This window comes from Flavobacterium tibetense, assembly GCF_003293845.1.
Taxonomy (GTDB): domain Bacteria; phylum Bacteroidota; class Bacteroidia; order Flavobacteriales; family Flavobacteriaceae; genus Flavobacterium; species Flavobacterium tibetense.
On the sequence record NZ_QLST01000008.1, the window covers coordinates 110420 to 135375 of the forward strand.

At 32.4% G+C, this 24956-nt stretch carries 25 protein-coding genes and 1 other RNA gene; 22 read left to right on the forward strand and 4 right to left on the reverse strand.

The genetic code is table 11. From position 1 onward, the window contains the following. Window positions 1-46: 46 nt before the first annotated feature. A complete protein-coding gene (locus DPN68_RS07945; RefSeq protein WP_113989117.1) occupies window positions 47-322 on the forward strand; it encodes an ATP-dependent Clp protease adaptor ClpS in 276 nt (91 codons plus the stop codon). Between the two features lie 34 nt (window positions 323-356). Here the strand turns inward: DPN68_RS07945 and DPN68_RS07950 are convergent, their stop codons facing one another. The 3 genes from DPN68_RS07950 to DPN68_RS07960 form a co-directional block, all read right to left on the reverse strand. Beyond that, complete coding sequence (locus tag DPN68_RS07950; RefSeq protein ID WP_113989118.1) at window positions 357-623, reverse strand: heavy-metal-associated domain-containing protein; 267 nt, start codon at window positions 621-623, stop codon at window positions 357-359. A gap of 78 nt (window positions 624-701) precedes the next feature. Continuing rightward, a complete protein-coding gene (locus DPN68_RS07955; RefSeq protein ID WP_113989119.1) occupies window positions 702-1115 on the reverse strand; it encodes a DUF6691 family protein in 414 nt (137 codons plus the stop codon). Window positions 1116-1122: 7 nt separating this feature from the next. After that, a complete protein-coding gene (locus DPN68_RS07960; RefSeq protein WP_113989120.1) occupies window positions 1123-1683 on the reverse strand; it encodes a YeeE/YedE family protein in 561 nt (186 codons plus the stop codon). Window positions 1684-1783: 100 nt separating this feature from the next. Between DPN68_RS07960 and DPN68_RS07965 the strand changes: the two genes are divergently transcribed. The 4 genes from DPN68_RS07965 (at window position 1784) to DPN68_RS07980 (ending at window position 4548) form a co-directional block, all read left to right on the forward strand. Continuing rightward, window positions 1784-2299, forward strand: a complete 516-nt coding sequence (locus DPN68_RS07965; protein WP_113989121.1) for a DUF4199 domain-containing protein — start codon at window positions 1784-1786, stop codon at window positions 2297-2299. Beyond that, window positions 2299-2760: a 2-dehydro-3-deoxyphosphooctonate aldolase gene (locus tag DPN68_RS07970; RefSeq protein WP_113989122.1), complete on the forward strand. Its 462-nt coding sequence runs from the start codon at window positions 2299-2301 to the stop codon at window positions 2758-2760. The genes DPN68_RS07965 and DPN68_RS07970 overlap by 1 nt, the downstream gene beginning before the upstream one ends. Before the next feature lie 86 nt (window positions 2761-2846). Beyond that, complete coding sequence (gene kdsA / locus DPN68_RS07975) at window positions 2847-3665, forward strand: 3-deoxy-8-phosphooctulonate synthase (protein WP_113989123.1); 819 nt, start codon at window positions 2847-2849, stop codon at window positions 3663-3665. A gap of 34 nt (window positions 3666-3699) precedes the next feature. Further along, the gene (locus DPN68_RS07980) at window positions 3700-4548 is read left to right on the forward strand and encodes a hypothetical protein (RefSeq protein ID WP_113989124.1); all 849 of its coding nucleotides are present in this window, start codon (window positions 3700-3702) and stop codon (window positions 4546-4548) included. A gap of 84 nt (window positions 4549-4632) precedes the next feature. Here the strand turns inward: DPN68_RS07980 and DPN68_RS07985 are convergent, their stop codons facing one another. Next, window positions 4633-5835 carry an NAD(P)-dependent oxidoreductase gene (locus DPN68_RS07985; protein ID WP_113989125.1) on the reverse strand — a complete coding sequence of 401 codons (1203 nt, stop codon included), beginning with the start codon at window positions 5833-5835 and terminating at the stop codon, window positions 4633-4635. A gap of 167 nt (window positions 5836-6002) precedes the next feature. Here DPN68_RS07985 and ssrA point away from each other — a divergent pair. From ssrA to DPN68_RS08070, 17 genes are all read left to right on the forward strand, one after another. After that, window positions 6003-6400: a transfer-messenger RNA gene (gene ssrA / locus DPN68_RS07990) on the forward strand. Between the two features lie 257 nt (window positions 6401-6657). Then, window positions 6658-7893, forward strand: coding sequence for a site-specific integrase (locus tag DPN68_RS07995; RefSeq protein WP_239987055.1), 1236 nt, complete (start codon window positions 6658-6660; stop codon window positions 7891-7893). Window positions 7894-7988: 95 nt separating this feature from the next. After that, complete coding sequence (locus tag DPN68_RS08000; protein ID WP_113989127.1) at window positions 7989-8828, forward strand: RteC domain-containing protein; 840 nt, start codon at window positions 7989-7991, stop codon at window positions 8826-8828. Between the two features lie 116 nt (window positions 8829-8944). Then, window positions 8945-9247 (forward strand): helix-turn-helix domain-containing protein, encoded by a 303-nt coding sequence (locus tag DPN68_RS08005; protein WP_162298403.1) that lies wholly within the window; start codon window positions 8945-8947, stop codon window positions 9245-9247. A gap of 577 nt (window positions 9248-9824) precedes the next feature. After that, window positions 9825-10772 carry a transcriptional regulator gene (locus tag DPN68_RS08010; protein ID WP_113989128.1) on the forward strand — a complete coding sequence of 316 codons (948 nt, stop codon included), beginning with the start codon at window positions 9825-9827 and terminating at the stop codon, window positions 10770-10772. Next, the gene (locus DPN68_RS08015) at window positions 10756-11415 is read left to right on the forward strand and encodes a P-loop NTPase family protein (protein WP_162298404.1); all 660 of its coding nucleotides are present in this window, start codon (window positions 10756-10758) and stop codon (window positions 11413-11415) included. The genes DPN68_RS08010 and DPN68_RS08015 overlap by 17 nt, the downstream gene beginning before the upstream one ends. Window positions 11416-11765: 350 nt before the next feature. Next, on the forward strand, window positions 11766-12428 hold the full coding sequence (locus tag DPN68_RS08020) for a hypothetical protein (protein ID WP_113989129.1): 663 nt from the start codon (window positions 11766-11768) through the stop codon (window positions 12426-12428). Between the two features lie 216 nt (window positions 12429-12644). Then, window positions 12645-14213, forward strand: coding sequence for a type I restriction-modification system subunit M (locus DPN68_RS08025; protein ID WP_113989130.1), 1569 nt, complete (start codon window positions 12645-12647; stop codon window positions 14211-14213). A 2-nt stretch (window positions 14214-14215) separates the two neighbouring features. Next, window positions 14216-15448 carry a restriction endonuclease subunit S gene (locus DPN68_RS08030; protein ID WP_113989131.1) on the forward strand — a complete coding sequence of 411 codons (1233 nt, stop codon included), beginning with the start codon at window positions 14216-14218 and terminating at the stop codon, window positions 15446-15448. 196 nt (window positions 15449-15644) lie between these two features. Beyond that, window positions 15645-15881 carry a hypothetical protein gene (locus DPN68_RS08035; protein ID WP_113989132.1) on the forward strand — a complete coding sequence of 79 codons (237 nt, stop codon included), beginning with the start codon at window positions 15645-15647 and terminating at the stop codon, window positions 15879-15881. 8 nt (window positions 15882-15889) lie between these two features. Continuing rightward, entirely contained in the window at window positions 15890-16297 is a 408-nt protein-coding gene (locus tag DPN68_RS08040; protein WP_113989133.1) for a protein-export chaperone SecB, read from the forward strand. A gap of 6 nt (window positions 16298-16303) precedes the next feature. After that, window positions 16304-16882, forward strand: coding sequence for a hypothetical protein (locus tag DPN68_RS08045; protein WP_113989134.1), 579 nt, complete (start codon window positions 16304-16306; stop codon window positions 16880-16882). A 1-nt stretch (window position 16883) separates the two neighbouring features. Further along, window positions 16884-19739 (forward strand): type I restriction endonuclease subunit R, encoded by a 2856-nt coding sequence (locus DPN68_RS08050; protein ID WP_113989135.1) that lies wholly within the window; start codon window positions 16884-16886, stop codon window positions 19737-19739. Window positions 19740-19793: 54 nt separating this feature from the next. Further along, window positions 19794-20762 (forward strand): hypothetical protein, encoded by a 969-nt coding sequence (locus tag DPN68_RS08055; protein ID WP_113989136.1) that lies wholly within the window; start codon window positions 19794-19796, stop codon window positions 20760-20762. Continuing rightward, the gene (locus DPN68_RS08060; protein WP_113989137.1) at window positions 20762-21370 is read left to right on the forward strand and encodes a hypothetical protein; all 609 of its coding nucleotides are present in this window, start codon (window positions 20762-20764) and stop codon (window positions 21368-21370) included. The genes DPN68_RS08055 and DPN68_RS08060 overlap by 1 nt, the downstream gene beginning before the upstream one ends. A gap of 363 nt (window positions 21371-21733) precedes the next feature. Next, complete coding sequence (locus DPN68_RS08065; RefSeq protein WP_133256582.1) at window positions 21734-22288, forward strand: hypothetical protein; 555 nt, start codon at window positions 21734-21736, stop codon at window positions 22286-22288. 382 nt (window positions 22289-22670) lie between these two features. Next, a partial coding sequence (locus tag DPN68_RS08070) for an endonuclease (protein ID WP_193477862.1) occupies window positions 22671-24956 on the forward strand: 2286 nt, incomplete at its 3' end.

A 24956-nucleotide genomic window follows, 5' to 3' on the forward strand; every position in this document is an offset into this window, starting at 1 on the left:
TTGAATTTGATTTTTTACATTTGTAACACTTTAAAACGAAATGAAAATGAGTACTATAGAAAAAATACAAGAAGACGTTTTAGTTGAAGAAGCTATTGGTATTAATCATGAAATTGTGCTTCATAATGATGATGTAAATACTTTTGATCATGTAATTGACACGCTAATTCGTGTGTGTAATCACGATGAATTACAAGCCGAACAATGTGCTATTTTAGTTCATTATAAAGGAAAATGCACCGTAAAAACAGGATCATTAGACGAATTAAAACCTAAATGTTCCGCACTTTTAGACGCTGGTTTAAGTGCTGAGATACAATAAAAAAATCCTGATTAAATCAGGATTTTTTTTGTTTTTAACTCATTTTTCCAATAGCGCAACTCACATACGATTTGGCTTTGGAACCTAAAGAATTAGCTGCACCATCTTCTGGATAACCTAAAACTTTCAATTTATCTTTTACTGCATTAAGTTGGTCTTCATTAGCATACGAAAATCCAACAGCACTTTCTTCAACATTCACAGTAATATTTTGAATACCTTCTAAAGTTGTTAAGTTTTTGGTAATCGTATTGGCACAACCGCCACATTTTAAATTTTGTATATAAATAGTCGTTTCCATAATAATAAATTTTAATTATACACAAATTTACAAAAACAAAAACCGATAGTACGTGATTTCCTTTACTTTAACTTATTTTTAATGAGGCAATCTATCTTTCAGTAAGCCGTAAATATAAGTTCCCAATAAGGCTCCAATTAACACAACCACAATAGCATAAGTTCCTGTTCCTAATAAAATGAAAATCGGTCCTGGACAAGCGCCAACTAGTGCCCAACCCAAGCCAAACATACTTCCGCCAAGAATATAGCGCCAAAATCCCTTTTCCTTTTCAATAATGTTAATGGGTAATCCTTTAAAATCTTTTATTTTCTTTTTCTTGATGATTTGCAAACCAATTACTCCTGTTACTAATGCTGTACCAATAATTCCAAACATATGAAAAGATTGAAAATGAAACATTTCATAAATGCGATACCAAGAAACGGCTTCAGCTTTAGTCAATACTATTCCGAAAAATATTCCTGTTAGAAAAAATCTTGCTAGTTTCATGTTCTCTTTACTTTAAAATTATGGGTAATAAAAAATGCGCCATTACTAATCCGCCAATAAAAAATCCAATTACAGCTACTAATGATGGTAATTGTAGATTACTCAATCCTGAAATCGCGTGTCCAGAAGTACAACCGCCTGCATAACGTGTTCCAAAACCAATTAATAAACCTCCAACTAATAAAATAGCAAATCCTTTTGGTGTTTGTAAGGTTTCCATACTAAACAAAGCATCTGGAAGTAATTTTCCATTTGGAGCATCAATCGATAACGTTTGTAATTGTGCAACAGTATCAGGATTTAAATTTACTCTTGTTCCATTGGACAAGAAATGATAAGCAATAAATCCACCTAAAATACAACCTAATACTACGGCTAAACTCCATTTCTGTTCGCGCCAATCCATTTTAAAGAAATCACTGAATTTACCAGCACCAGCCATTGAACACATGGTTCGTAAATTGGAAGACATTCCAAAAGATTTACCAAAGTAAGTAAGAAGTAGCATGGTCATTCCAATTAAAAATCCGGAAATAGACCAATGCCAAGTACCTAAAAGATATTCCATAGTCAACAATTTTTCCACAAAAATAGAAAATTGAATTGGGAATACTAAGAAATACCAATATTTGTAGTAAATTTGAGATATAAATTTATAGTACACACCAATGAAAAAATTTGCAATCGAAATAAAATGGGGATTTATAATTATAGTAGCTCAGTTATTATGGATGCTTTTGGAAAAGCAATTGGGCTATCACGATATTAAAATTAAATGGCAAATGCTATTTACCATGTTAGTAGTTTTACCTCTATTTGCGTTGTATTTTTTTGGACTTTGGGAAAAGAAAAAACGTTATTATAATGACCAAATGTCTTGGACACAAGGATTTATTTCTGCTATGATAATTGCCGTAGTAGGAGTAATTTTAAGCCCGATGTCGCAATTTGTGATTTATGAATTTATTTCACCCAATTATTTTGAAAACATGATTAATTATACGGTTTCAAACAATAAATTATCCTTGGAAGCAGCTCAAACAAATTTCAACTTAAGTAGTGCCATTTGGCAAAGTATTTCTGGAGGCTTATCAACAGGATTGGTAATTGGAGCTTTAGCAGCTTATCTATTGAGAACCAAAAACACGGAAACAACAGAAGAAACCTTTAAAACTGAAAACTAATGCGTTATTTTTCTATTCTTATTATTCTATTAATTACTACGGCTTGTGTGAGTACCCAATCCACAATTAAAAATATTGATAATTCAGCTGTAAAACCGCCAATTAAGGACAAAGCTTTTATTATTTCTGAATATGCTACTGATGGTAAATATGGTTATGATGCCGATTATCCTATCAATATTGGATTAATATTGGATACGCAAGAAGAAATCTTTGTAGGCTATTTTTTCAAAGGATTGGAAGGCCCAAACGGAGAGAAAATTAATTATAAAAAAGTAGATAGTTGTTGTCCTTTTCCTACCAAAAACAACAGTATGGGCGCAGGAACGCTGGGTATTTATGAAGTGACTTTTGAAGGAACAAACAAAAAAATATTGCTTTATTTTAATAGCTATGAAAAAGGGAAAGTTTTATGTCCGAAAGGTTTCTCCATCAAGAATATTCCAACCAGAGAAAAATAAATTTAATTATCTGTAACATAAGTAACCTTCTGAACAGCTGTTTAGAAGGTTTTTCTTTTTATCTTTGCACCATAAAATTTCAAAAAATGGATTTAAATCAAATTCCACAAATCAAACATACACAAAGTGGCAACTTCTTTTTATTAGCTGGACCATGCGCCATCGAAGGCGAAGAAATGGCAATGCGAATTGCTGAAAAGTTAGTTTCCGTTACCAATACATTAGAAATTCCTTTTGTTTTTAAAGGTTCATTCAAAAAAGCCAATCGTTCAAGAGTGGATAGCTTCACTGGAATTGGAGATGAAAAAGCTTTAAAGATTTTACAAAAAGTCTCAAAAGAATTTGGAGTTCCAACAGTAACAGATATTCATACCAATGAAGATGCAGCTATGGCTGCTGAATATGTCGATGTACTGCAAATTCCTGCTTTTCTAGTACGTCAAACCGATTTAGTTGTGGCTGCTGCCAATACGGGTAAAGTCGTTAACTTAAAAAAAGGACAATTTATGAGTCCAGAAAGCATGAAACATGCCGTTCAAAAGGTTCTAGATAGTAACAACCAAAAAGTAATGGTGACCGATAGAGGAACCATGTTTGGCTACCAAGACATGATTGTTGATTTTAGAGGAATTCCAACTATGCAACAATATGCAACAACCGTTTTAGATGTTACGCATTCTTTGCAACAACCCAACCAAACCATTGGAGTAACTGGCGGTCGACCAGATATGATTGAAACCATTGCTAAGGCAGGAATAGCAGTTGGTGTAGATGGGATTTTCATCGAAACCCATTTCGATCCAGCGAATGCCAAAAGTGATGGTGCTAATATGTTACACTTAGATTATTTCGAAAGTTTAATGAAAAAACTAGTTGCCATTAGAAAAACAATCAATCAATTTTAATTTTTTAGTTTAATTATTTCCCAAATCCCAATTAATGCAACATCCATTATTAATGGTTGTACTAACTTTTTGTGCTTTTTCACAGTACACCTTTTCGCAAGAAATTGTAGCTAATCCTGAAAAATACACGGCCAAAAACAAAGGTAAATTCTATATTTTCTGGGGCGGAAACCGAGAAAACTTTTCAAAATCAGACATCCGTTTCAAAGGAAAAGATTACGATTTTACTCTTTATGACGTTGCAGCTCATGATAAACCCAAAGGATTTCATATCGATTACTTTAATCCAGCTCGAATGACCATTCCTCAAACGAATTTTAGAATTGGATATTTTATAACAGACCAATACAATATTTCTATTGGCTTTGACCACATGAAATATGTGATGTATAATGATAGACGTGTAGCTTACTCTGGCTACTATCTAAATACTGGAAGTTACAATGAAAATCCCGCTGATGGTCATTTGACATTAGATGAAGATTTTTTGTTATTTGAACATACTGATGGATTGAATTATGTAAACACCGAAATTTCACGTGTAGATGATATTACCAAATATATTAGCAAAACTATAAATACAGACAAATTTCAAATCAACGTTACAGAAGGAATTGGTGGCGGATTTTTATACCCAAAAACAAACACCACTTTATTAGGTAAAGAACGTTATGATGAATTTCACGTTTCTGGATATGGTCTGTCTGCAAAAGTTGGTTTAAATGTAACTTTCTTTAAATACTTCTTCATTCAAACCGAATTAAAAGGCGGCTACATTGAAATGAACGACATTAGAACTACGAAAAATAAATCTGATTCTGCAGAGCAAAACTTTTGGTTCTTACAACGAATTCTGGTTGTGGGAGGAATATTTAAAATCTAGAAAAAATTGAAATATAAAATCCTGATTACATAATCGTAATCAGGATTTTTGATTTTTTTACAATTTTACTTGCTTACCAACAATTTACTTTCCGTCTACATAGTCTTGCAAATAGGCAAATCTTGGCGTTAGTTTTCCATTTTCAGTAATTTTAGCTCTTTGCAGTATACCATCTTTATCTCCATTAAAGAAAGCTGGGATTACATTCTTTAAGAACATTTCACCAAAGCCTTCACTAGCATCTTTAGGTAACTCACAAGGTAAATTATCCACTGCCATTACAGTTATAGCTGCAGGATGACTGATATGAACTTCTTTGTGTTCGCTAGGTAAATAACCATAAATAGGTTCTGCAATAGTACTTGGTCGAATGGTACAAGCAATTGGTCCGTCGATATCGCAAGAAACATCGGCTACAACTTTCAATTTACATTTAGGTGAACGTAACATTTCTTGAGTTAAGATATTTGGTGCGTTGTTTCCATAGAAATGACCTGTTATTAAAATATCTGAAACCTCAGCAAAACGCTCAAAATTAGATTCGTAAAGTTCGGGTTGTATATAAAATTCATTTTTATTGAATGCGCCACCGTCTTTTCGTTTGTTGTAATCAGCTACATCAATAAAAGTGTAAACTGCTTCATCATATGATTTTGTAAAATAATCAGCAACCGAAACTTCTTTTAGTTTCATGCCATCCAAAATCTCTTTGGCACCATAGGCTACTTTTCCTCTACCAGTTAAAACGATTTTAATATTAGGCAAACGATTTTTTCTTAATCGCTCTATTAAAGCTTTTTGATCAGGAAGTGTTTCTGCCTTTGGAATAGTAAATAACTCGTACTTCATTCCAAAAGCTCTAATTCCATTATAAGCACCCACAATTCCTGCATAACGTCCAAATCCAATTAATCGGGAGTTATTTTCATCTACAATTGTTTCGTGATCGTATAATTCAATATTCTTTTCCAATATCGCTTGTAATAACTTTCTGTTGTACGTTTGTTTCTTTATGGTATGTGAAAAGAAAAAATATTTTTTATTAGGTAATAAAGCCTCTATTGGCACTTCTTTAACTCCAATTAATACATCGCAACTCGACATATCTTCAGAAACTTTTAAACCTTTTTCTCGGTATGCCTCATCTGGAAAAACGCGTACATCTGATTTTTCTATTATAATTTCTGCTTTAGGAAATTGCTTTTGTAACTCAACAATTTCTTCTGGTGAAAAAACAACTCTTCGATCGGGTGGATTTTTTCTTTCTTTAATTATTCCAAACTTCATAGGTAAAGGTGTGTAACTTTGTTGTGTTTTAATGTTACAAATATAACTTTTACCAACCTACTAAGCAAACATTTTCGTAATTGAAAAAAAGGGTGTACTTTTGGCTCACTTTTTGATTATAAGTTTAGGTCTGCACATTGAAAATTGCAACTGAAAACTCAAAAATTGGGGTCGACTGGTTTTGACAGCGAGTGGAATTGATTAGTAAGCACGTCGAGCATTGTACTTTTTGCTCGTAAATCCAAAGGTACAAACCTATAAACGGCGAAAATAATTACGCTTTAGCTGCTTAATCTGAATTATAGTAAGATTTGCCTAGTTCCGACCAGGTCGGAAAGCTAGATTCTCCTCAAAAGCCTTGGTTTATGGCGTTTGATTCAGGAGAACCGTAAATGTAAACCTAGAGAAGGTAATGCTTTGAATCCTTCTTGACATTAATAAAGCTAAGCTAAAAGTGGTTGTTTCAGGCCTTGCTTTTAGTCGAAAATCCAAGTTGAAACTAAGCGTGTAGAAAGCTCTTCGATTGCTTGTTTGGACGAGAGTTCGATTCTCTCCGACTCCACAAAAACAAATTCAAAAGAGTACAAAAGCCTGCAAATCGTATGATTTACAGGCTTTTTTGTTTTTTAACCTATTCAAATTATTCATTAATCATCGTATGGTATTGTGAAAAATCGGGTACCCTAAAATTTTTAAAATCAGGGTAACCGAATTTCTCGCTAAACCAACAATAGCAAGCCGTTCAAAAGATGAACATCTTGTGAAATGAACTCAAAAAATGTAAATTGAATAATAAAAGGTTACCAGACTATGAAACACAAAATGTCAATACTTTTCTACGCGAAAAGTGCTAAAGTTGCCAAAAATGGCTTACTCCCTATTTATTTGCGAATAACTATTAATGGTGCGCGAATCGAATTAAGTACTTCACGATTTGTTGAAAAAACAAAATGGAATGCCGAAGCTGGAAAAATGAAAGGTAGTTCAGAAGAAGCTCGATTAATAAATACACATCTTGACACCCTAAGAACCAAAGTGTATGAAACTGAGAACTGGATGATCAACAACAATCAGGAAATTAACACACAATCTTTTAAAAACAGATTACTTGGTGTCGAAGAAAAACAAAGAAAACTAATTCTAATTTTTGAAGACCATAATAAAAGAATGAAAGAATTAGTAGGAAGAGAATTTTCAATCAACACATTAAAAAAATATGAAACTGCTTTGAGTCATACTAAAGAATTTTTACTTTCTCAACATAAGATAAAAGACATTTCAATAAAGCAAGTTGACATTGCGTTTATTAATGACTTTGATTTCTTTTTAAGAAATACAAAAAAATGCAACAACAATTCTACTATCAAGTACATCCGAAATTTTGGCAAGATAATCAAACAAGCTTATGTAAATGGATGGGTTGAAAAAGACCCATTTCTAAACTATAAAGGGAAAGTTAAGCAAACGGATAGAAATTACCTAACTGAAAGCGAGTTGCAAGATGTAATAAGCAAAGATATTCAAATACAAAGGTTAGATCTTGTAAGAGATATTTTTGTTTTCAGCTGCTTTACAGGCTTAGCTTATATCGACGTGTTTAACTTAACAAAGGAAAACGTAATCAAAGGTATTGATGGAGAAATGTGGATAGCAACACATCGTCAAAAAACAGATTCATTATCAAAAATTCCGATACTTCCAGTTTCTGAAAGTATTTTGAAAAAATACAAAGATCATCCGGAATGCTTAAATAAAAATAAACTCCTCCCTATCCTATCCAATCAAAAAATGAACGCCTATTTAAAAGAAATAGCAACTGTTTGCGGAATCAATAAAGAACTAACATTCCATATTGCCCGACACACTTTTGCAACAACAGTTACATTAAGTAATGGAGTTCCAATTGAAACAGTAAGTAAAATGCTGGGACATACCAATCTAAAAACAACACAGCATTATGCTAAGATTTTAGACAAGAAAATAAGCGAGGATATGCAAGTGTTAAAAGCAAAATTCAATACTAATTTACAAACTCGAAGTAAATCAATGAATTACTAAAAAAATTGAATAAAATTTATACATTTTAAGATTTTAGTTACAATATTTTTAATAGATTTTAGTTTTAATTGACAAACTAAAATCTATTTTTTTTTATGATAACTGGTATAAAAAACAACTGCCTACTAGATTTTGAAACCGAATTAAGTCTAATCCTAAACACCTATTCCAATGAAATAGAAAAAGCGAAAAAAATCATTATTTTTATCGAAGACACTTTAAAAAAATTAACCAAATGGCTTAAAAATCACGTCTTCGAAACCATTCAAGAAGAAATCAAATTCTTCAAAGAAATAAAACCCAATATTGTAGCCAAACTTATTTTCTATAAAGAAATACTTTCATTAGTTGCCACACTTCCCATTGATAAAACCAAGAAAGTAAAGCACTTTGAAAAAAAGATTGATGCAATCAACCAGTTTCATAGAAAAAACAGAGAATTCATCAAATACATAAAAAGCCATTCCTCTCATTTTGATGAATTGTATTTTACTAGGAAAAAGTACAAAGATTTGTTTTTAAACGACTGTATGGTCATCAATCAAGACGCTAAATTATGCACGTCACATGATTATTTATTAGCAGAAGTAATTGCTTATGAATTACTCGTATTACACATCGAAAACCGAATCGATAATTTAAACCAATCGTGTGCAATTACACCAAATCAAATCCATTCCAACCTACACTGGACAGCCAAAAAAATCGATTTAATCGAACTCATTTACGCCTTACACGAAGCCAAAGTTTTCGATAATGGTCAAGCCGATATCAAAGAAATTACCCACGTTTTTGAAAAAGCATTTCAAATCGATTTAGGTGACAACATCACCAGAAGCTTCATCGATATCAAAAACCGAAAAACGGATCAAACCCGTTTTTTAAATCAGTTGCAAGCTACACTGGAAAACAAAATCGAAAACGATTTACACTAAAACCAACCAAAAACAACCAAATCACATCAAAATCGTTCCCAAGTTGGTACCAACTTGGGAACGATTCTTATTCAAATGCAATTGTTTTGTATCAAATAACATCAAAACACAGCATTATGAACTTCAATCACAAAGCCCTGTTCCCGGAAACAGACAACATCGAACTCCTAAACCACCAAGTAGTAACCAAAAGAGATTTACTAAACTTCGGTAATCTACTGCTTCGCGAAATCAAAAGCTCAACTACTCAAGAAACACTGCCCAAACCTTGGCTCAAATCAGCCGAAGTCCGTGAAATCCTAAAAATCTCCCCAGGCACCTTACAAAACCTACGAATCAACGGCACCCTAAAATACAAACGCATCGGCGGAATACATTACTACAACTACGAAGACATCACTAAAATGCTAGAAAAATAACATGAAGAAAGACACAAACACCTGCAACGGCACATGTGAAGTTTGCACCTGCAAATCTCATACAAATACGGGGGTAAAACAGCAAGCAATTGTCACACTGAGCCTGTCGAAGTGTCCTACGAAGTAGCCTAACGTTTAACCCAGTTAAACCTTGTCATATCGAGCGCAGTCGAGATACCTACAAAGTAGGCTAACCCTTGAACAAAGTTCAAGCCAACTATACAACCTATGAAAAGTAAAACGCCTAAAAACAAAACCTATGTTCCTATGTGGTAAAACCTAAACTACACAGTAACCAAACCCTTGAACACAGTTCAAGCAACTATAATTCCTATGAAAAGTAAAACGCCTAAAAACAAAACCTATGTTTCTATGTGGTAAAACCTAAACTACGCAGTAGCCAAACCCTTGAACACAGTTCAAGCAACTATAATTCCTATGAAAAGTAAAACGCCTAAAAACAAAACCTATGTTCCTATGTTGTAAAACCTAAACTACGCAGTAGTCCAAACCTTTTAAGCGCAGCTTAAAACCACAACTTTTAAACTTCTAAACTCTAAACTTTTAAACTAAAACCATGAACTACATCAAACACCTAACCGGCTTCTTCGAAAAAGTAAGCACCGATTACGAGCTCAACCCAACCCACATAAGCCTCTACATGGCCATATTCCAACTATGGAATCAAAACCGATTTCAAAATCCAATCAGCATTTCACGAGACGAACTCATGCGCATTAGCAAAATTGCTTCGACCGCAACCTACCACAAATGCATAAAAGATTTAACCGAAAGAGAATATGTGATTTATAAACCATCATTCAACCCATTTAAAGGGTCCATTTTGGAAGTCTGCAACTTGGATTTTTACACTAAACCAGTTCCAAAAAAAGAACTAAAAAAGCGTGCAACCAAATCAAAAAATGACCAAGTTATTGAACAGGTTGATGAACAGGTTACTAAACAAGCTCTAAACAAGCATCAAACAAGCTCTAAACATGTACCTTATATAAACAATACAAACAATACAAACATTATAAACTTGGATAAGCAAAAAAAATTGAAAAATGAAAAAAGTGAGTTTTTTACAAATTCAATTTTTGATGAGGTTCAAGAATCGGATGTAAAAATTGAAAAAGAAAAAGAAAAACAAAAAAAGTTGCGCGAAAAAAATAAAAAGAAAGATGAGGCTCCTTTGTCAAGTCGTGTGGTAGCCTGTTCCGATAAATCGGAATCGAGACCTCCAAAACCCACTTTGGAAGAAACCCAAATCTTCTTCATCGAAAAAAACTTTCCCGAAATCGAAGCCCAACGCTTTTTCAACTATTTCGAAAGCAACGGCTGGTTAGTCGGTGGCAGAACCAAAATGAAAGACTGGAAAGCAGCTGCAAGAAATTGGATGCTCAACGCAAAGAAGTTTGGAGACAAACCAAATACTTTAGTTCAAACAATACCCAAAACAATCAATTTAAACCCTAACCACCTTCACGTAACCAATCAAAAAAATTATGGAGAAGCGCTTTAACACCATCAAAGACACGTTCGTTATCCAAAACGGAATCAAAGTCTACAACTTCAACTGGTGCTTAAACTACATCGAGTACCAAGGCAAACGCACCTACGGTCGTTATTTCAAAATCGAAGCCATCGACCACCCAACCATTCTCAAATTGGTAATTTATGCCATTCGAGACGAAAAAAAGGCTCAGGAGCTCAATTTAGACCTCAACAAAGGTATTTTATTGTCGGGACCAATTGGATGCGGGAAAACGTCAATTATGGCGTTAATTCGACCATTTTTTTACCACAAACACGACTACAAAATCAAAACATGTAGAGAAATATCTTTCGAGTTCGCAAAAAATGGCTTCGATGCACTACAAAATTACACCCAAAAAGAACACATACAAACGCGTTTAACTGGCTACTGTTTCGACGACTTAGGAGCCGAACAAAACATCAAACACTACGGCAACGACCTCAACGTCATGGCAGAAATTATCATTTCACGCTACGAAGACTTCGTGCAAAATCAATCCATCACCCACATCACCACTAACCTATCCGCCAGCGAAATCGAAACCCTATACGGCAACCGCCTAAGATCAAGAATGAGACAAATGTTCAACCTAATCACCTTTCAAAATGAATCCAGAGATAAAAGATAAATTCCCCATCAATCATGACAATGATTGTGTCATTCCGAGAGAAACTAGGAATCTCCTAAGCAGAAGGCTTCCGTTTAACCCCGTTAAACCTGTCATATCGAGCGCAGTCGAGATACCTACGCAGTAGGCTAACCCCTTGAACAAAGTTCAAGCAACTATCAATCCTAACCAAAGTAAAACGCCTAAAAAACTAAACCTATGTTCCTATGTGGTAAAAACTAAACTACGTAGCAGTCCAACCAATTAAACACAGCTTAAATCAAACAGAAAACAAAAAAATCCGTCAAACCCGCGCTTGAAAATCCGCTTAATCCGCGTGCCAAACAAGTGTAACGTAAAATCCGAAAAAAATGAACAAACAATTAAACCCCCGCCAACAAAAAACCATCCAAAACTTCTGGACCTGGTTCCAAGACAACGAACAAGCCATCTACCATGCTTGCAAACTAGAAATCAACAAAGACGAAGTACTCTTTCACCTTCAAAGAAACCTCAACTACGTATCCAAACGAATAGAATATTTCATCACAAACCACCCACAAAACGAAAACAAATTAAAAGTATTTTTTACAGCTCATGGCTACAAAAAACTATTCCCAAAAATGAAGGAACTAGAAGAAAAAATTCCAAGTTTACAATACTTCGCAATCCAAGTATATATAACACCATTAAATCTTGAAACCCCAACAATACCAAACGATTTAGCAGAATTAATCCAAAACACTAAAATCAAATTAGAAGATTACAACATCGCTTCTAAAAAAATAATTCTCACACTCTATTTTAATGAAAACATCATGAAGCAAAAGGAAAAAAGAATCGAACGCCATGCCTATTTGTTATTGTTGTTTACTCTTGGCGAATTCAAGTATAAAAAACACATCTATGACTTCAATTGCGAAGTAATGCCACAAAACACAAACGGCTTATTATCACTTTCCGAACTCCCAGAATTCATTGACTATCTCGCTAAAATCAACTACAGCAGAAAACTAAAAATATTCTTCGAATGAGGAAAACCGTACGGTTTTGAATATATCCGTACGGTTTTCCGTATGCTTAAAACTTTTTTAAAATTTACTTTTGTTTTAAATACAACTACAACAATATTTTAGATAAGATTGTTTTAAAAAACTAAAGTTTCAAAAGTTAAAATGAGAACCAGAAGTATAACTAAATTCTTTTTAAAATTATATATTTACGTCAAATAAATAAAAAGCCGTACTAAAATGTCAGAAGACCAAAAAAAACAACTCGAACAACAACTTTGGAATATTGCCAACACCCTTAGAGGAAAAATGAATGCCGATGAATTTCGAGATTACATACTTGGATTCATCTTCTACAAATATCTTGCTGAAAAAATGGAAATTTATGCTAACGGAATTTTAAAAACCGATGGTATCAAATATAAATCCATTAATGAAAACACAAAAAACGGAGCAGAATACATAGAAGCAATTCGAGAAGAAGCATTAGAAACATTAGGATATTTTCTAAAACCAAATGAACTATTTAGTGAAGTTGCTAAACGTGGTAATAGTGATATAGAAGGACAAAGTAACTTTATCATTGAAGACCTACAAAAAATCCTTATCAACATCCAATTAAGTACAATGGGTACAGAAAGCGAAGATGATTTTGATAATCTCTTTGAGGATATGGATTTAAACAGTACCAAATTAGGAAAAACACCAGAGGCAAGAAACGAAATTATAGCTAAAGTACTTTCTCATTTAGACAAGATTGATTTCAAATTAGAAGATACCGAATTGGATGTTTTAGGTGATGCTTATGAATACTTAATTGGTCAGTTTGCTAGTGGTGCAGGCAAAAAAGCAGGTGAATTTTATACACCACAAGAAGTAAGTATGGTATTGGCTAAATTAGTTACTATAGGAAAAAACAAACTAAAATCAGTATATGACCCAACGTGTGGTAGTGGATCACTTTTGCTGCGAGTGGCTAAAGAAGTTAAAGAAGTAAGTAATTATTACGGACAAGAAATGAACCGAACTACTTACAACTTAGCACGTATGAACATGATTTTGCACGGCGTACATTACCGTAAATTCGATATTAAGCAAGAAGACACTTTAGAACATCCACAACACAATGGGTTACAGTTTGAGGCAATTGTTGCCAATCCGCCATTTTCTGCCAATTGGAGTGCCAATCCCTTATTTACAAGCGATGACAGATTTTCACAATATGGCAAACTAGCACCAGGCAGTAAAGCAGATTTTGCTTTTGTACAACACATGATACACCATTTAGCCGACAACGGTACAATGGCTCTTGTGTTGCCTCACGGTGCTTTATTCCGAGGTGGTGCAGAACAACATATCAGAAAATATTTAATTGAAGACCGTAATTATTTAGATGCAGTTATAGGCTTACCAGCTAATTTATTTTATGGTACACCAATTCCAACGTGTATAATGGTTTTCAAAAAATGTAGAGAAAATCCAAACGATGTATTATTTATTAATGCTTCAGAACATTTTGAACGTGGTACTCAAAACACATTACGCGAAACAGATATTGATAGAATAATAGATACTTACAGGGAAAGAAAAGTTATTGATAGATACAGTTATTTAGCTACTTTACAAGAAATAGATGACAACGAATACAATCTTAATATTCCTCGCTATGTAAATACTTTTGAAGAGCAAGACAGTGTTGATATACCGTTAGTCTCTAAAAAGCTAAAAGAGTTGGAAAAGGAAATGAGTGCTACTGATGAAGCATTATTGTCTTTCTGCAAAGAATTAAATATTGAAACTCCTTTTTAATTATGGAAAAACAACAAACTGCTAGACCAGTAATCCGTTTCCCAGAGTTTTCAGACCATTGGAATAACACAAAACTTAGCGAACTTTTAAAAGAAGCCAAAAAACGAAATACCGATTTAAAATATACCAAAGACGAAGTACTTTCTGTTTCTGGTGAAATGGGTATTGTAAACCAAATTGAACACTTAGGTAGAAGCTATGCAGGTGTTTCGGTGCATCAATATCACATCGTAGAAGTTGGCGATATTGTTTACACCAAAAGTCCATTAAAAGCCAATCCTTATGGTATTATAAAACAAAACAAAAAGAAACCAGGTATTGTTTCAACGCTCTATGCAGTATATAACGTAAAAGAAGAAAATGCACACGGCGAATTTATAGAACATTATTTCTCTTTAGACGAAAATACCAATCGTTATCTTAGACCTTTAGTAAAAAAAGGAGCTAAAAACGATATGAAAATTAGTAATGCCTATGTATTGCACGATAAAATATTTGTGCCATCGGTAGCCGAACAAAAAAAGATAACTTTATTTCTTAATACTTTAGATAAAAAAATAGAACAACTCAAACAAAAGAAAAGTTTATTAGAAGAATATAAAAAAGGCATTATGCAAAAAATATTCGCTCAAGAACTTAGGTTTAAGGATGAAAATGGAAAAGAGTTTCCGAAATGGGAAAAAAAGAAGTTAAGTCAAGTTGCAAAAATCTATGATGGTACTCATCAAACTCCAAACTATTTAGAAAGTGGTATTCCTTTTTATAGTGTAGAGCATGTAACAGCAAATAATTTTGGTACTACAAAGTTCGTATCTAAAGAAGTATTTGACAAAGAGAATAAGAGAGTGAAGTTAGAAAAAGGAGATATTCTTATGACTCGTATTGGCGATATTGGAACGTCAAGGCTAATAGATTGGGACGTTAATGCTTCTTTTTATGTTAGCTTAGCTTTAATAAAACAATCTGATAAAATCATTTCTAAATATTTAAATCAATATATTTCAACAAGTGAGTTTCAAAGCGAATTATGGAAAAGAACAATTCATGTTGCATTCCCTCAAAAAATTAATTTAGGTGAAATTGGTGAATGTTTAGTTATGATTCCTTGCTCCAAAGAACAAGAAAAAATAGCCACTTTTTTGTCAACAATAGATGATAAAATAACTCGCACACAAGCCCAAATAGAGCAAACCCAACAATACAAAAAAGGATTGTTACAACAGATGTTTGTGTAAATAAAAAAAGATAAAAGTTAAAGTGGTCAAATTCGACCACTTTAAAAGAGAGGTGTTGCAGACTATTTTTAATTAAAATGAAACATTTTAACACATTTTTATTGTAATATTTTTTTTTATAAAGTTTATTAGTTATACTTTTGCACCATACAAAGAAAAGTCTATTGCTTTAACATAGACAATAAAATAATTAGTTATGAACAATTTTTTCGAAGAATTAAAGAAGTATTTTGAGGTAACACCTCAGGAGAAAGTCTTGGAAGATTGGGCAAAAAGCGCAGAATTTGACAAGATTGGGCCAACTGTAGAAGAGTTTCTGAAAAATACCCAAATGTATTATCAGATTCATTCAGAAGATCCACAAAAGGGATGTCTAATAGAAAACAACCAATATAGCCCGAAGTATTCTTCGGGTTTTTTTTTATCTAAATAAATAGTATTATGCAAAAAGCAGCATTTTCAATTATCAATTATCAATTTGACAAAGTCTCAATTGATTTAAATAATCACAACAGCAAAGACCTATCACTCTCGTTTGATACTAGTGGTATATACTTTAATGAAAATCAAAATTTTGAATTACGATTTGTAGTTAAGGTTGCTCAAAATACAGATGAAAACCCATTTGCCGAAATCAGTTGTAAAGGAACTTTTAAATTTGAGAACATTGATAGTTTTGATAATATACCTGAATTTTTCTACAGAAACAGTATTGCAATTTTGTTCCCTTATGTAAGAGCGTATTTAAGTTTAGTTACTACACAAGCAAATGTACCTGGAATCATTTTGCCAACTCTAAATTTATCTAATTTAGAATCCGAACTAAAGAAAAACACCACTCAAATATAATTTATTTTGACTATCAGAACAGTTTATCAAACGCTAGAAGATAGAGGAAATCCAGATTATGTTGAGCAAAATGGTCCATTTAAATGTGACCGAAATAATGCTTGGCTTGGGGATGGTTACTATTTTTGGGACTCTTTTATAGAGAATGCTCATTGGTGGGGTTCAGAAGGAGCGTCTTATAGTAATGGATATATGATTTGTAAATCTACCTATCTATTAGATGAAGAAAAATGTTTTAATTTAATTGATAATGCGATACATTTCAAAATGTATAACGACACGAAACAATTAATGAAAGATAAAGGTTTATATAAAGAAAATATTACCACAGTAGCAAGAATTATTGAGCATATTAAAAATACTTTAAAGATATTTAAATATGATGGAATAAGAGTATATGGTATAAACAGTAAATCTTTTAGTTCTCCCTACAGTAATAGAACAATTTTTGACAAAAAACATAATACCAAATATTTAGATTCATTACCTGCCATTCAAATTTGTTTTTACACAACTAAAAGTCTAAACCTTAAAGGTTTTAAATTAATACATCCACCTGAATATACAGATGATTATTTAGTATAATATGGCTAAACAACCCGAACAAATTTTAGAAGAACAACTAATAGAACAACTGCAAAAGTTGAGCTATAGTTATGTTGAAATTAAAGATGAAGTAGCATTACTCTCAAACCTTAAAAAGCAATTAGAAAAGCACAATAACATTACTTTTTCGGATAAAGAATTTGAGAGAGTGTTAAATATTCTAAGCAAAGGTTCGGTATTTGAAAAAGCCAAAACACTACGAGAAAAACAACACATAGTTAGAGATAACGGCGATAATCTTTATTTTGAGTTTATTCAATCTGAACACTGGTGTCAAAACCAATTTCAAGTAACCAATCAGGTTACAATGGAAGGCAGTTACAAAAATCGCTACGATGTAACTATATTAATTAATGGTTTACCATTAGTGCAAATAGAATTAAAACGTAGAGGTTTAGAACTTAAAGAAGCATTCAATCAAACCAACCGTTATCAGAGACATTCCTTTGGTGCAGGTGCAGCTTTATTCCAATACATTCAAATATTTATTATCAGCAATGGAGTAAATACCAAGTATTACGCTAATAATAAATACCAATCCTTCAAACAAACCTATTATTGGACTGATAAAGAAAACAAACGTTTAACCAATATCCTAAATGGTTTCACAAGTGATTTTCTCGAACCTTGTCATATCTCAAAAATGATATGCAAGTATGTGGTTTTAAATGAAGCCAATAAAATATTAATGGTACTTCGTCCATACCAGTATTATGCAGTTGAAGCTTTAATTGATAAAGTAAAAAACAGTAATCACAACGGTTATATTTGGCATACAACAGGATCGGGTAAAACGCTAACTTCTTTTAAGGCTAGTCAAATCATTATGCAAATGCCACAAGTCAAAAAAGTGGTTTTTGTTGTTGACAGAAAAGATTTAGATTATCAAACAACTAAAGAATTTAATAGTTTCAATAAAGGTAGTATTGACGGAACAGACAATACAAAAGCATTAGTAAATCAATTTTCAGACGATACCAAGTTAATTGTAACAACCATTCAAAAATTAAATACAGCAATAAGTAAAAGCCAGTATTTAAGTAAAATGGAAAAACTAAAAGATGAACATATTGTTTTCATTTTTGATGAGTGCCACCGTTCACAGTTTGGAGAAACACACAATAGAATTAAAGATTTTTTCAATAAATATCAAATGTTTGGTTTTACAGGAACTCCAATTTTTGCAGATAATGCTGTTAAAAATGAATTAGGAAAACGAACAACAAAAGAATTATTTGGAGAATGTTTGCATAAATATGTAATTACAGATGCTATTAAAGATGAAAATGTATTAAAGTTTTCTATTGAATACGTTGGTAGATATAAGCAAAAAGAAAGTGCCACAGCAATAGATATTGAAGTAGAAGACATTGATACAAAAGAGTTAATGGAAGCTCCAGTGCGTTTAGAAAAAATAGCGGATTACATTATTGCTCATCATAATCGAAAAACCTATAATAAAGAATTCACAGCAATGTTTTGTGTAAGTAGTGTCGATACATTAATCAAGTATTACGACATTTTGCAACAAAAGAAGTTGGCAGGTCATCATAACCTGAAAGTAGCTACTATATTTAGTTTTTCAGCTAATGAAGACGATGCAGATGCTAATGGATTTATCCCTGAAGAATTATCAGTAGTAGAAGAACCAAGAGCCTTATATGGTTTAAATGTGCATACTCGTGAAAAGTTAGATGAATTTATTGGCCATTATAATACAATGTTTGAAACCAAGTTTTCAACCAAAGACAGCGAAAGTTTTTACAATTATTACAATGATATTTCTAAAAAGGTAAAAGAGCGTAAAGTTGATATTTTATTAGTTGTAAATATGTTTCTTACTGGATTTGATAGCAAGCCATTAAATACTTTATACGTTGATAAAAATCTAAAATACCACGGATTAATTCAAGCCTATTCTAGAACTAATCGTATTTTAAACGAACAAAAGTCACAAGGAAATATAATTGTATTCCGTAACCTAAAGAAGGCAACAGACGAAGCAATAACATTGTTTAGTAATAAAGAAGCTATTGAAGAAATCATAATGAAGCCTTATGAGGATTATGTTAAGAAATTCAATGATGCTTTTATAGGGTTACTAAAAGTAGTTCCAACGGTAAACAGTGTAAATAATCTCCAAAGTGAAGAAGATGAATTAGAGTTTATAAAAGCGTTTCGTGAATTAATGCGTATCAAGAACACAATGGCAACTTTTGCAGATTTTGTTTGGGAAGATTTAGCAATGAACGAACAATTATTTGAAGACTATAAAAGTAAATACCTTGATTTATACGACAAAGTAAAAAATGAACACCAAGTAGAAAAAGTATCAATTCTTGAAGATGTTGATTTTGAATTAGAGTTAATTCACCGTGATGAAGTTAATGTTACATACATATTAAAGTTATTAGCAGCATTAAAAGACACCACAAAAGTTGATAAAGAAAAAAAACAAAAAGAAATTGTTGATTTATTAACAGGTGAAGCCAATTTAAGAAGTAAACGAGAATTAATTGAAAAATTCATTTTAGAAAACTTACCAATTATTGAAGATACCGATACAATCCCAGAAGAATTTGATAAATATTGGAATAAAGAACAACAAAAAGCATTCAATCAATTAGTTCAAGAAGAAAATCTATCAGCAGACAAAACACATAAATTAATTGAAAGTTACCTATTTGCCGAAAGAGAACCTTTAAGAGATGAGGTGTTAGATTTAATTGAAGGCGAAAAACCATCTGTATTAGTTCGAAAAAAATTAGGAGATAAAATCCTCAATAAAATAGTTGTTTTCGTTGAGACTTTTATAAATGGTGTTTCAGGTAACTAAGATATAATTTGTATTCTTAACAAAAAAATATAGTATTTGAAATAAATAAAAGATATGGAACATAGAAAATTAGAAGTTTATACTTTTATAGCTCATCCCAATAGAAAACCTAATGAAAATTTAATACTAGAAGATGTCTATGGTAATGATTTATATGATAAATTGAAAAATAAATTCGCCAATTTTGTAGACACTTTTCCGCCACAACAAATAGATGGTAAAACTTCAAAAATTGAAAAAAAAGAAGTTAATGGTCAAATAAAAAGCATTTTCAAGTTTAATGATTCTTTACGATACATATCTGGTAAAATTATGATTGGTGATGATGATGGTAAAGAACAAGATGTTGTTCAAAACAACAAAGACAAAACTGTATTGTATACCAAAAAGAAAGGGCAATCAGTCGAGCGTCCTTATTATTTTATGGTAATAATTCCTTTGGGTTTAAAACATGGTTATATTATTTTGGAAAGGGAAGGTAAGCATTCTGCAAAAAGTGTTTTTGAAAGACTATTCAAAAAATTTATACACGAAAACTTATCAGAATTAAATACTAAATTAACCAACTTTGTTGAATCTGAAATTATTAAAGAATATCTTGAAAATGGTCAATATAATAGTATTATACTAAGTCAAAAAATTGTTTCTAGTGATAAAGCAGAACAATACTTAGGAACTTATATAGATGGTTCAAAATACAAAGTTGAAATGAGAATTGTACCTCTAGAAAATTCTACAATACCAATTGGCACTAAAAAGAAAATTCTTAAAAATTTAGAAAAAAATGAAGGTTTTTTTGAAGGTAATGATTTTAAAAAAATAGGATTTGATGACAATACCAATGTTAAAGTAATTGCTACTAAAGATGGTAATACAAGAACCATTGATTTAGATGATACGTTTAAGATTAGACCTTATTACAATATTGAAGTTTCGAATAACACTAAAGGTTTTTCAGAATTTAAAGAAATCAACAAAGAAGCAAAAAAACTAATTAGAAGTTTTGGACTAAATATATTCTAATGTATTCAAAACTAAATATTAAAAACATCATAATAGGTCATAAATTAACTTTGACTGAAGGTAAGGGTAATTCAAGTTATGTAAAAGAATTTGTTCTTCTACCAATAATTATTGCTATTGTATTAATACTAATAAAAATTCCAGATAGCGATGTGAAAAATATTTTTGGTATCAGTCTTTCAATTTTAATTGGACTTTATCTTAACATTTTAGTTCTACTAATTTCAAGTATATCATCTGAAAATCTAAAAATATCATATAAGCAGAAGAAAATTAGATTAGAATTACTCAAAGAAACTTTATACAATGTCTCTTTTTCAGTTTTCCTTTCAGTGAAAGCGCTAATTGCATTATTTTTATCTAGCATACTAATTATAGATAATGAATCTTTAAACGATTTTTTTTACCTACTAACAAATCATAACTTAAATTATTTAATTCAGTTTGTATTAGGAATATTGCTTTATAAATATACAATAGATATATTTCTTATACTCTTTATGATTTTAAAAAGAATTAATATTCTTTATACAAAGGAGATTGACATTGAAAGTATCAAGCTTAATGAATTGATAAAAAAAGAAGATGAAAATGACGATAATGGATGAAAATGACGATAATGATTAATGAAAAATCACATTGACAGACAAATACATCATACAACTAATAAACAAACTAAACCGCTTTCCTAATTATAAAGAGTGCCCCCCTCGTGCGCGAATCCTTTCGCGTTCGTTTAGTCAGTAATGAGATGTTTAAGAGCTGCTGAAATCGAAGATTCAACGAAGTTAAACGAGTAGAATAAATGAAAACTCTCGCTCGTTAGCGAAAAAAAGTTCAGCGAAGCTAATACCATCCCGTTCCACTTAATAAAATCCAAAATAGAAATTAACAAATTAGTAATAATTACGTCAACTTAAAGTCTTCTCAGAGTAGTACGTTTGCACATATAATTTTAAAATAAAATGAACATGATAGCAAATAAAATGACGTTGAAAAACAAATGCACCTTAGTTATACTTTTTTCAGTAGCAATAAGCTATGCACAAACAAATCTGCCAGTAGAAAGAACTACTTGGAACACCACACCACTAGGTTGGACAGATTGGGGTACAGCAGCAAATACTACCAATTCTGACAAGTCTTTGAATTTAGGTAAACTAGAAAATGCAGGCGATTATTACGAGGTAGTTTTCAACAATGTGCCTAATAAAGTTACATTTCAAATAAAAGGCGATTCCTTTAACGGAGGGACTTTTAGCCTACAAGAATCAAAAGACGGAGTATATTGGTCAAACGTAAAAGTATATAAATCATTACCTGTAAATGAGGATACTCAAAAATTTTCCCTTAAAAACAATACCCGATACGTAAGATTCTACTACACCAATAAAGAAAACGGATCCATAGCTATAGATAATGTCGAAATTACGGCTGATACCCAATCAAATCCCCATATCAATAGCATAGGAAATGGCAGACCAAAACACAACCCAAGCCCTTCGCAGATCCTTTCGCGTTCGTAATACAAAGAACTTAAAGCAAAGTACAATTAATAGTAGTCAAAGGGTGTAATAATCCAAATGGGCTGCTAGTTTACCACTTCCATACAATTGTTTGTGAAACGAACAACCTAAGTTTCTAAATTAATACTTTCAGGGTTGCCAATAGCGCAACACCATTTCGTTTTTCGTACGTAACAAGTCAAATAAAACCCAAAGTTGGGTCTTTAAGTACATTGGTAATAAAACCACAAAACTAAAATGTTATAAAACAAACAAAATACATATTTAATGTTAAAACCTACATAATGTTAATAAATATGGAAATAATGAATAAAATATATTGGTTTATTACAAAACAAATGTTAAATTTGGATGTTTTGATTTAACTAAATTCCCCAAATTTATGATTAAAAAACTACTATTTTTATTACTGCTACCTACCCTATTATTTGCGCAAATACCTGCGTATTATTCAGGTGTAGATTTCACACAAACGGGTGATAACTTAAAAGTGCAGTTATCTAGTTTAATTACTACTACCCACACAACCATGCTGCCGTATACCTCAACAGCTTTTGACACATGGGATGCAATAATGATTTCAGATGAAGACACTCAAAATTCAGCTAATGTATTGTTAGTTTACGGCTATGATGATACTGATACAGCTACAAATAACGACAGATCGAGAAGTAAAACCGCAAGGGCTACTAGTAATTGTATCGGACTTTGGAATCGGGAACATACCTTTCCACAATCATTATCAAATCCACCAATGAGTACAACCATCCCAGGTGTGAGTACAGACATTCACCACCTTAGAGCGGTAGATTGCCAATTCAATAGCACCAGAGGAAACAAAATATTTCAAGACGGTGAAGGCGTTGCCAAATCAATGAGTACAAGTACTTGGTATCCAGGAGACGAATGGAAAGGCGATGTAGCACGAATGATGATGTATTTATACGTAAGATACGGAAACGAAACCCCAGCAACATCTGTTGGTTTTGGTAGTACGTCATACAGTCCGCTTAATGATATGCCAAATATCTTTTTAGAATGGAATATCCAAGACCCAGTTTCAATTGAAGAAATTAACAGAAACAATGCCGTTCACAACATTCAAGGAAATAGAAATCCATTTATAGACAATCCCTATTTAGCTACATTAATTTGGTCGGGACCAGCAGCTACTGATTATTGGGGTATTATAATACACCCAAATTCAACTACCTGGAATGGTACTTCCTGGTCTAATGGGGTTCCTAATAGTACAATGTTAGCAATTATAGACGGTTATTATGATTCAAGTGTGAACGGAAGTTTTATTTGTAACAACTTGATTGTAAACAATGATAAAACATTAGATATCAAAGCAAATAACTTCATTGAAATTCAATCTGACCTCACGATAAACGGAACGGTTAATGTTTTAGACGATGGGTCATTAATTCAAGTAAATGATACAGGGGTAAACACTGGTACTATTTCCTACCAAAGGAATACTACTGCAAATACAAACGATTACGTGTATTGGTCTTCTCCAGTAAATACAGTAAACACTCCTACTGGCTTTATTTACACTTGGGATGCAGATATTCCAAATAGTAACGGTGGCGAAGGCAATTGGGTTGGAGCCGCAAACGTTCCTATGCTTTCAGGTGTAGGTTACATCATGAGAAATATTTTCTCTAGAAATTTCATCGGTGTACCTAGAAACGGTGTAATCCAACCTGCAATAAACAGAGGTACTTATACTGGTCCTGATTATCTGGGAACAAATGGCACTACAATTACAAGATTCAGCGACAATTGGAATCTAGTAGGAAATCCATATCCTTCTTCAATTGATGCAGTTGATTTTATTAACTTAAATACAAACATTGAAGGAGCAGTAAGACTATGGACACACGCAACGCCAGTTTCTACAGCAATACCAAACTCTTTTTATGGCTCATTCTCCGCTAATTATACACCTAACGATTATATTACGTACAACGCCTTAGGAACCGTAAGCGGACCAGCAGGTTTTAACGGCTTCATAGCTGGTGGCCAATCTTTCTTAGTCAACATGTTAGACGGTGCACCAACGACAGAAACGGTAACCTTCAACAATTCATTAAGAAGCAGATCGTATGACAATAGCCAATTTTACAGAACTGCTAACCGTAATGAAAATAACACTCTAAGTAACGAACGTCACCGACTTTGGTTAGACATAAGCAATACGAATGCAATTTCAGACAGAACGCTTATTGGGTACACTACAAACGCAACCTTGGAAAAAGACAGAACTTTTGATGCAGTTATTGGAGTAAAACCAGGTGTGTTAAAAATCTACTCATTAATCGGCACAGATAAAATGACCATTCAAGGACGCCCTGTTCCATTCGATGACAAAGACAAAGTGAAAATCGGTTTTAACGTACCAGCACCAGGTAGTTATACCTTGGCAATAGCAGCTGCAGATGGTCTTCTAGAAGAAAATCAAGAAATTTATGTAGAAGATTTAGAATTAAATTTCACACACAATTTAAGACTAGCTCCCTACTATTTCCATGCAAACAATGCTGGTGAAAACAACAACCGTTTCATCATCAAATACAAATTAGAAAACAAATCCAATGAGGATGATATTACCAATAATGAGGTGCTTATTTTCAATAACAACTCAGGCATAAACATTAAT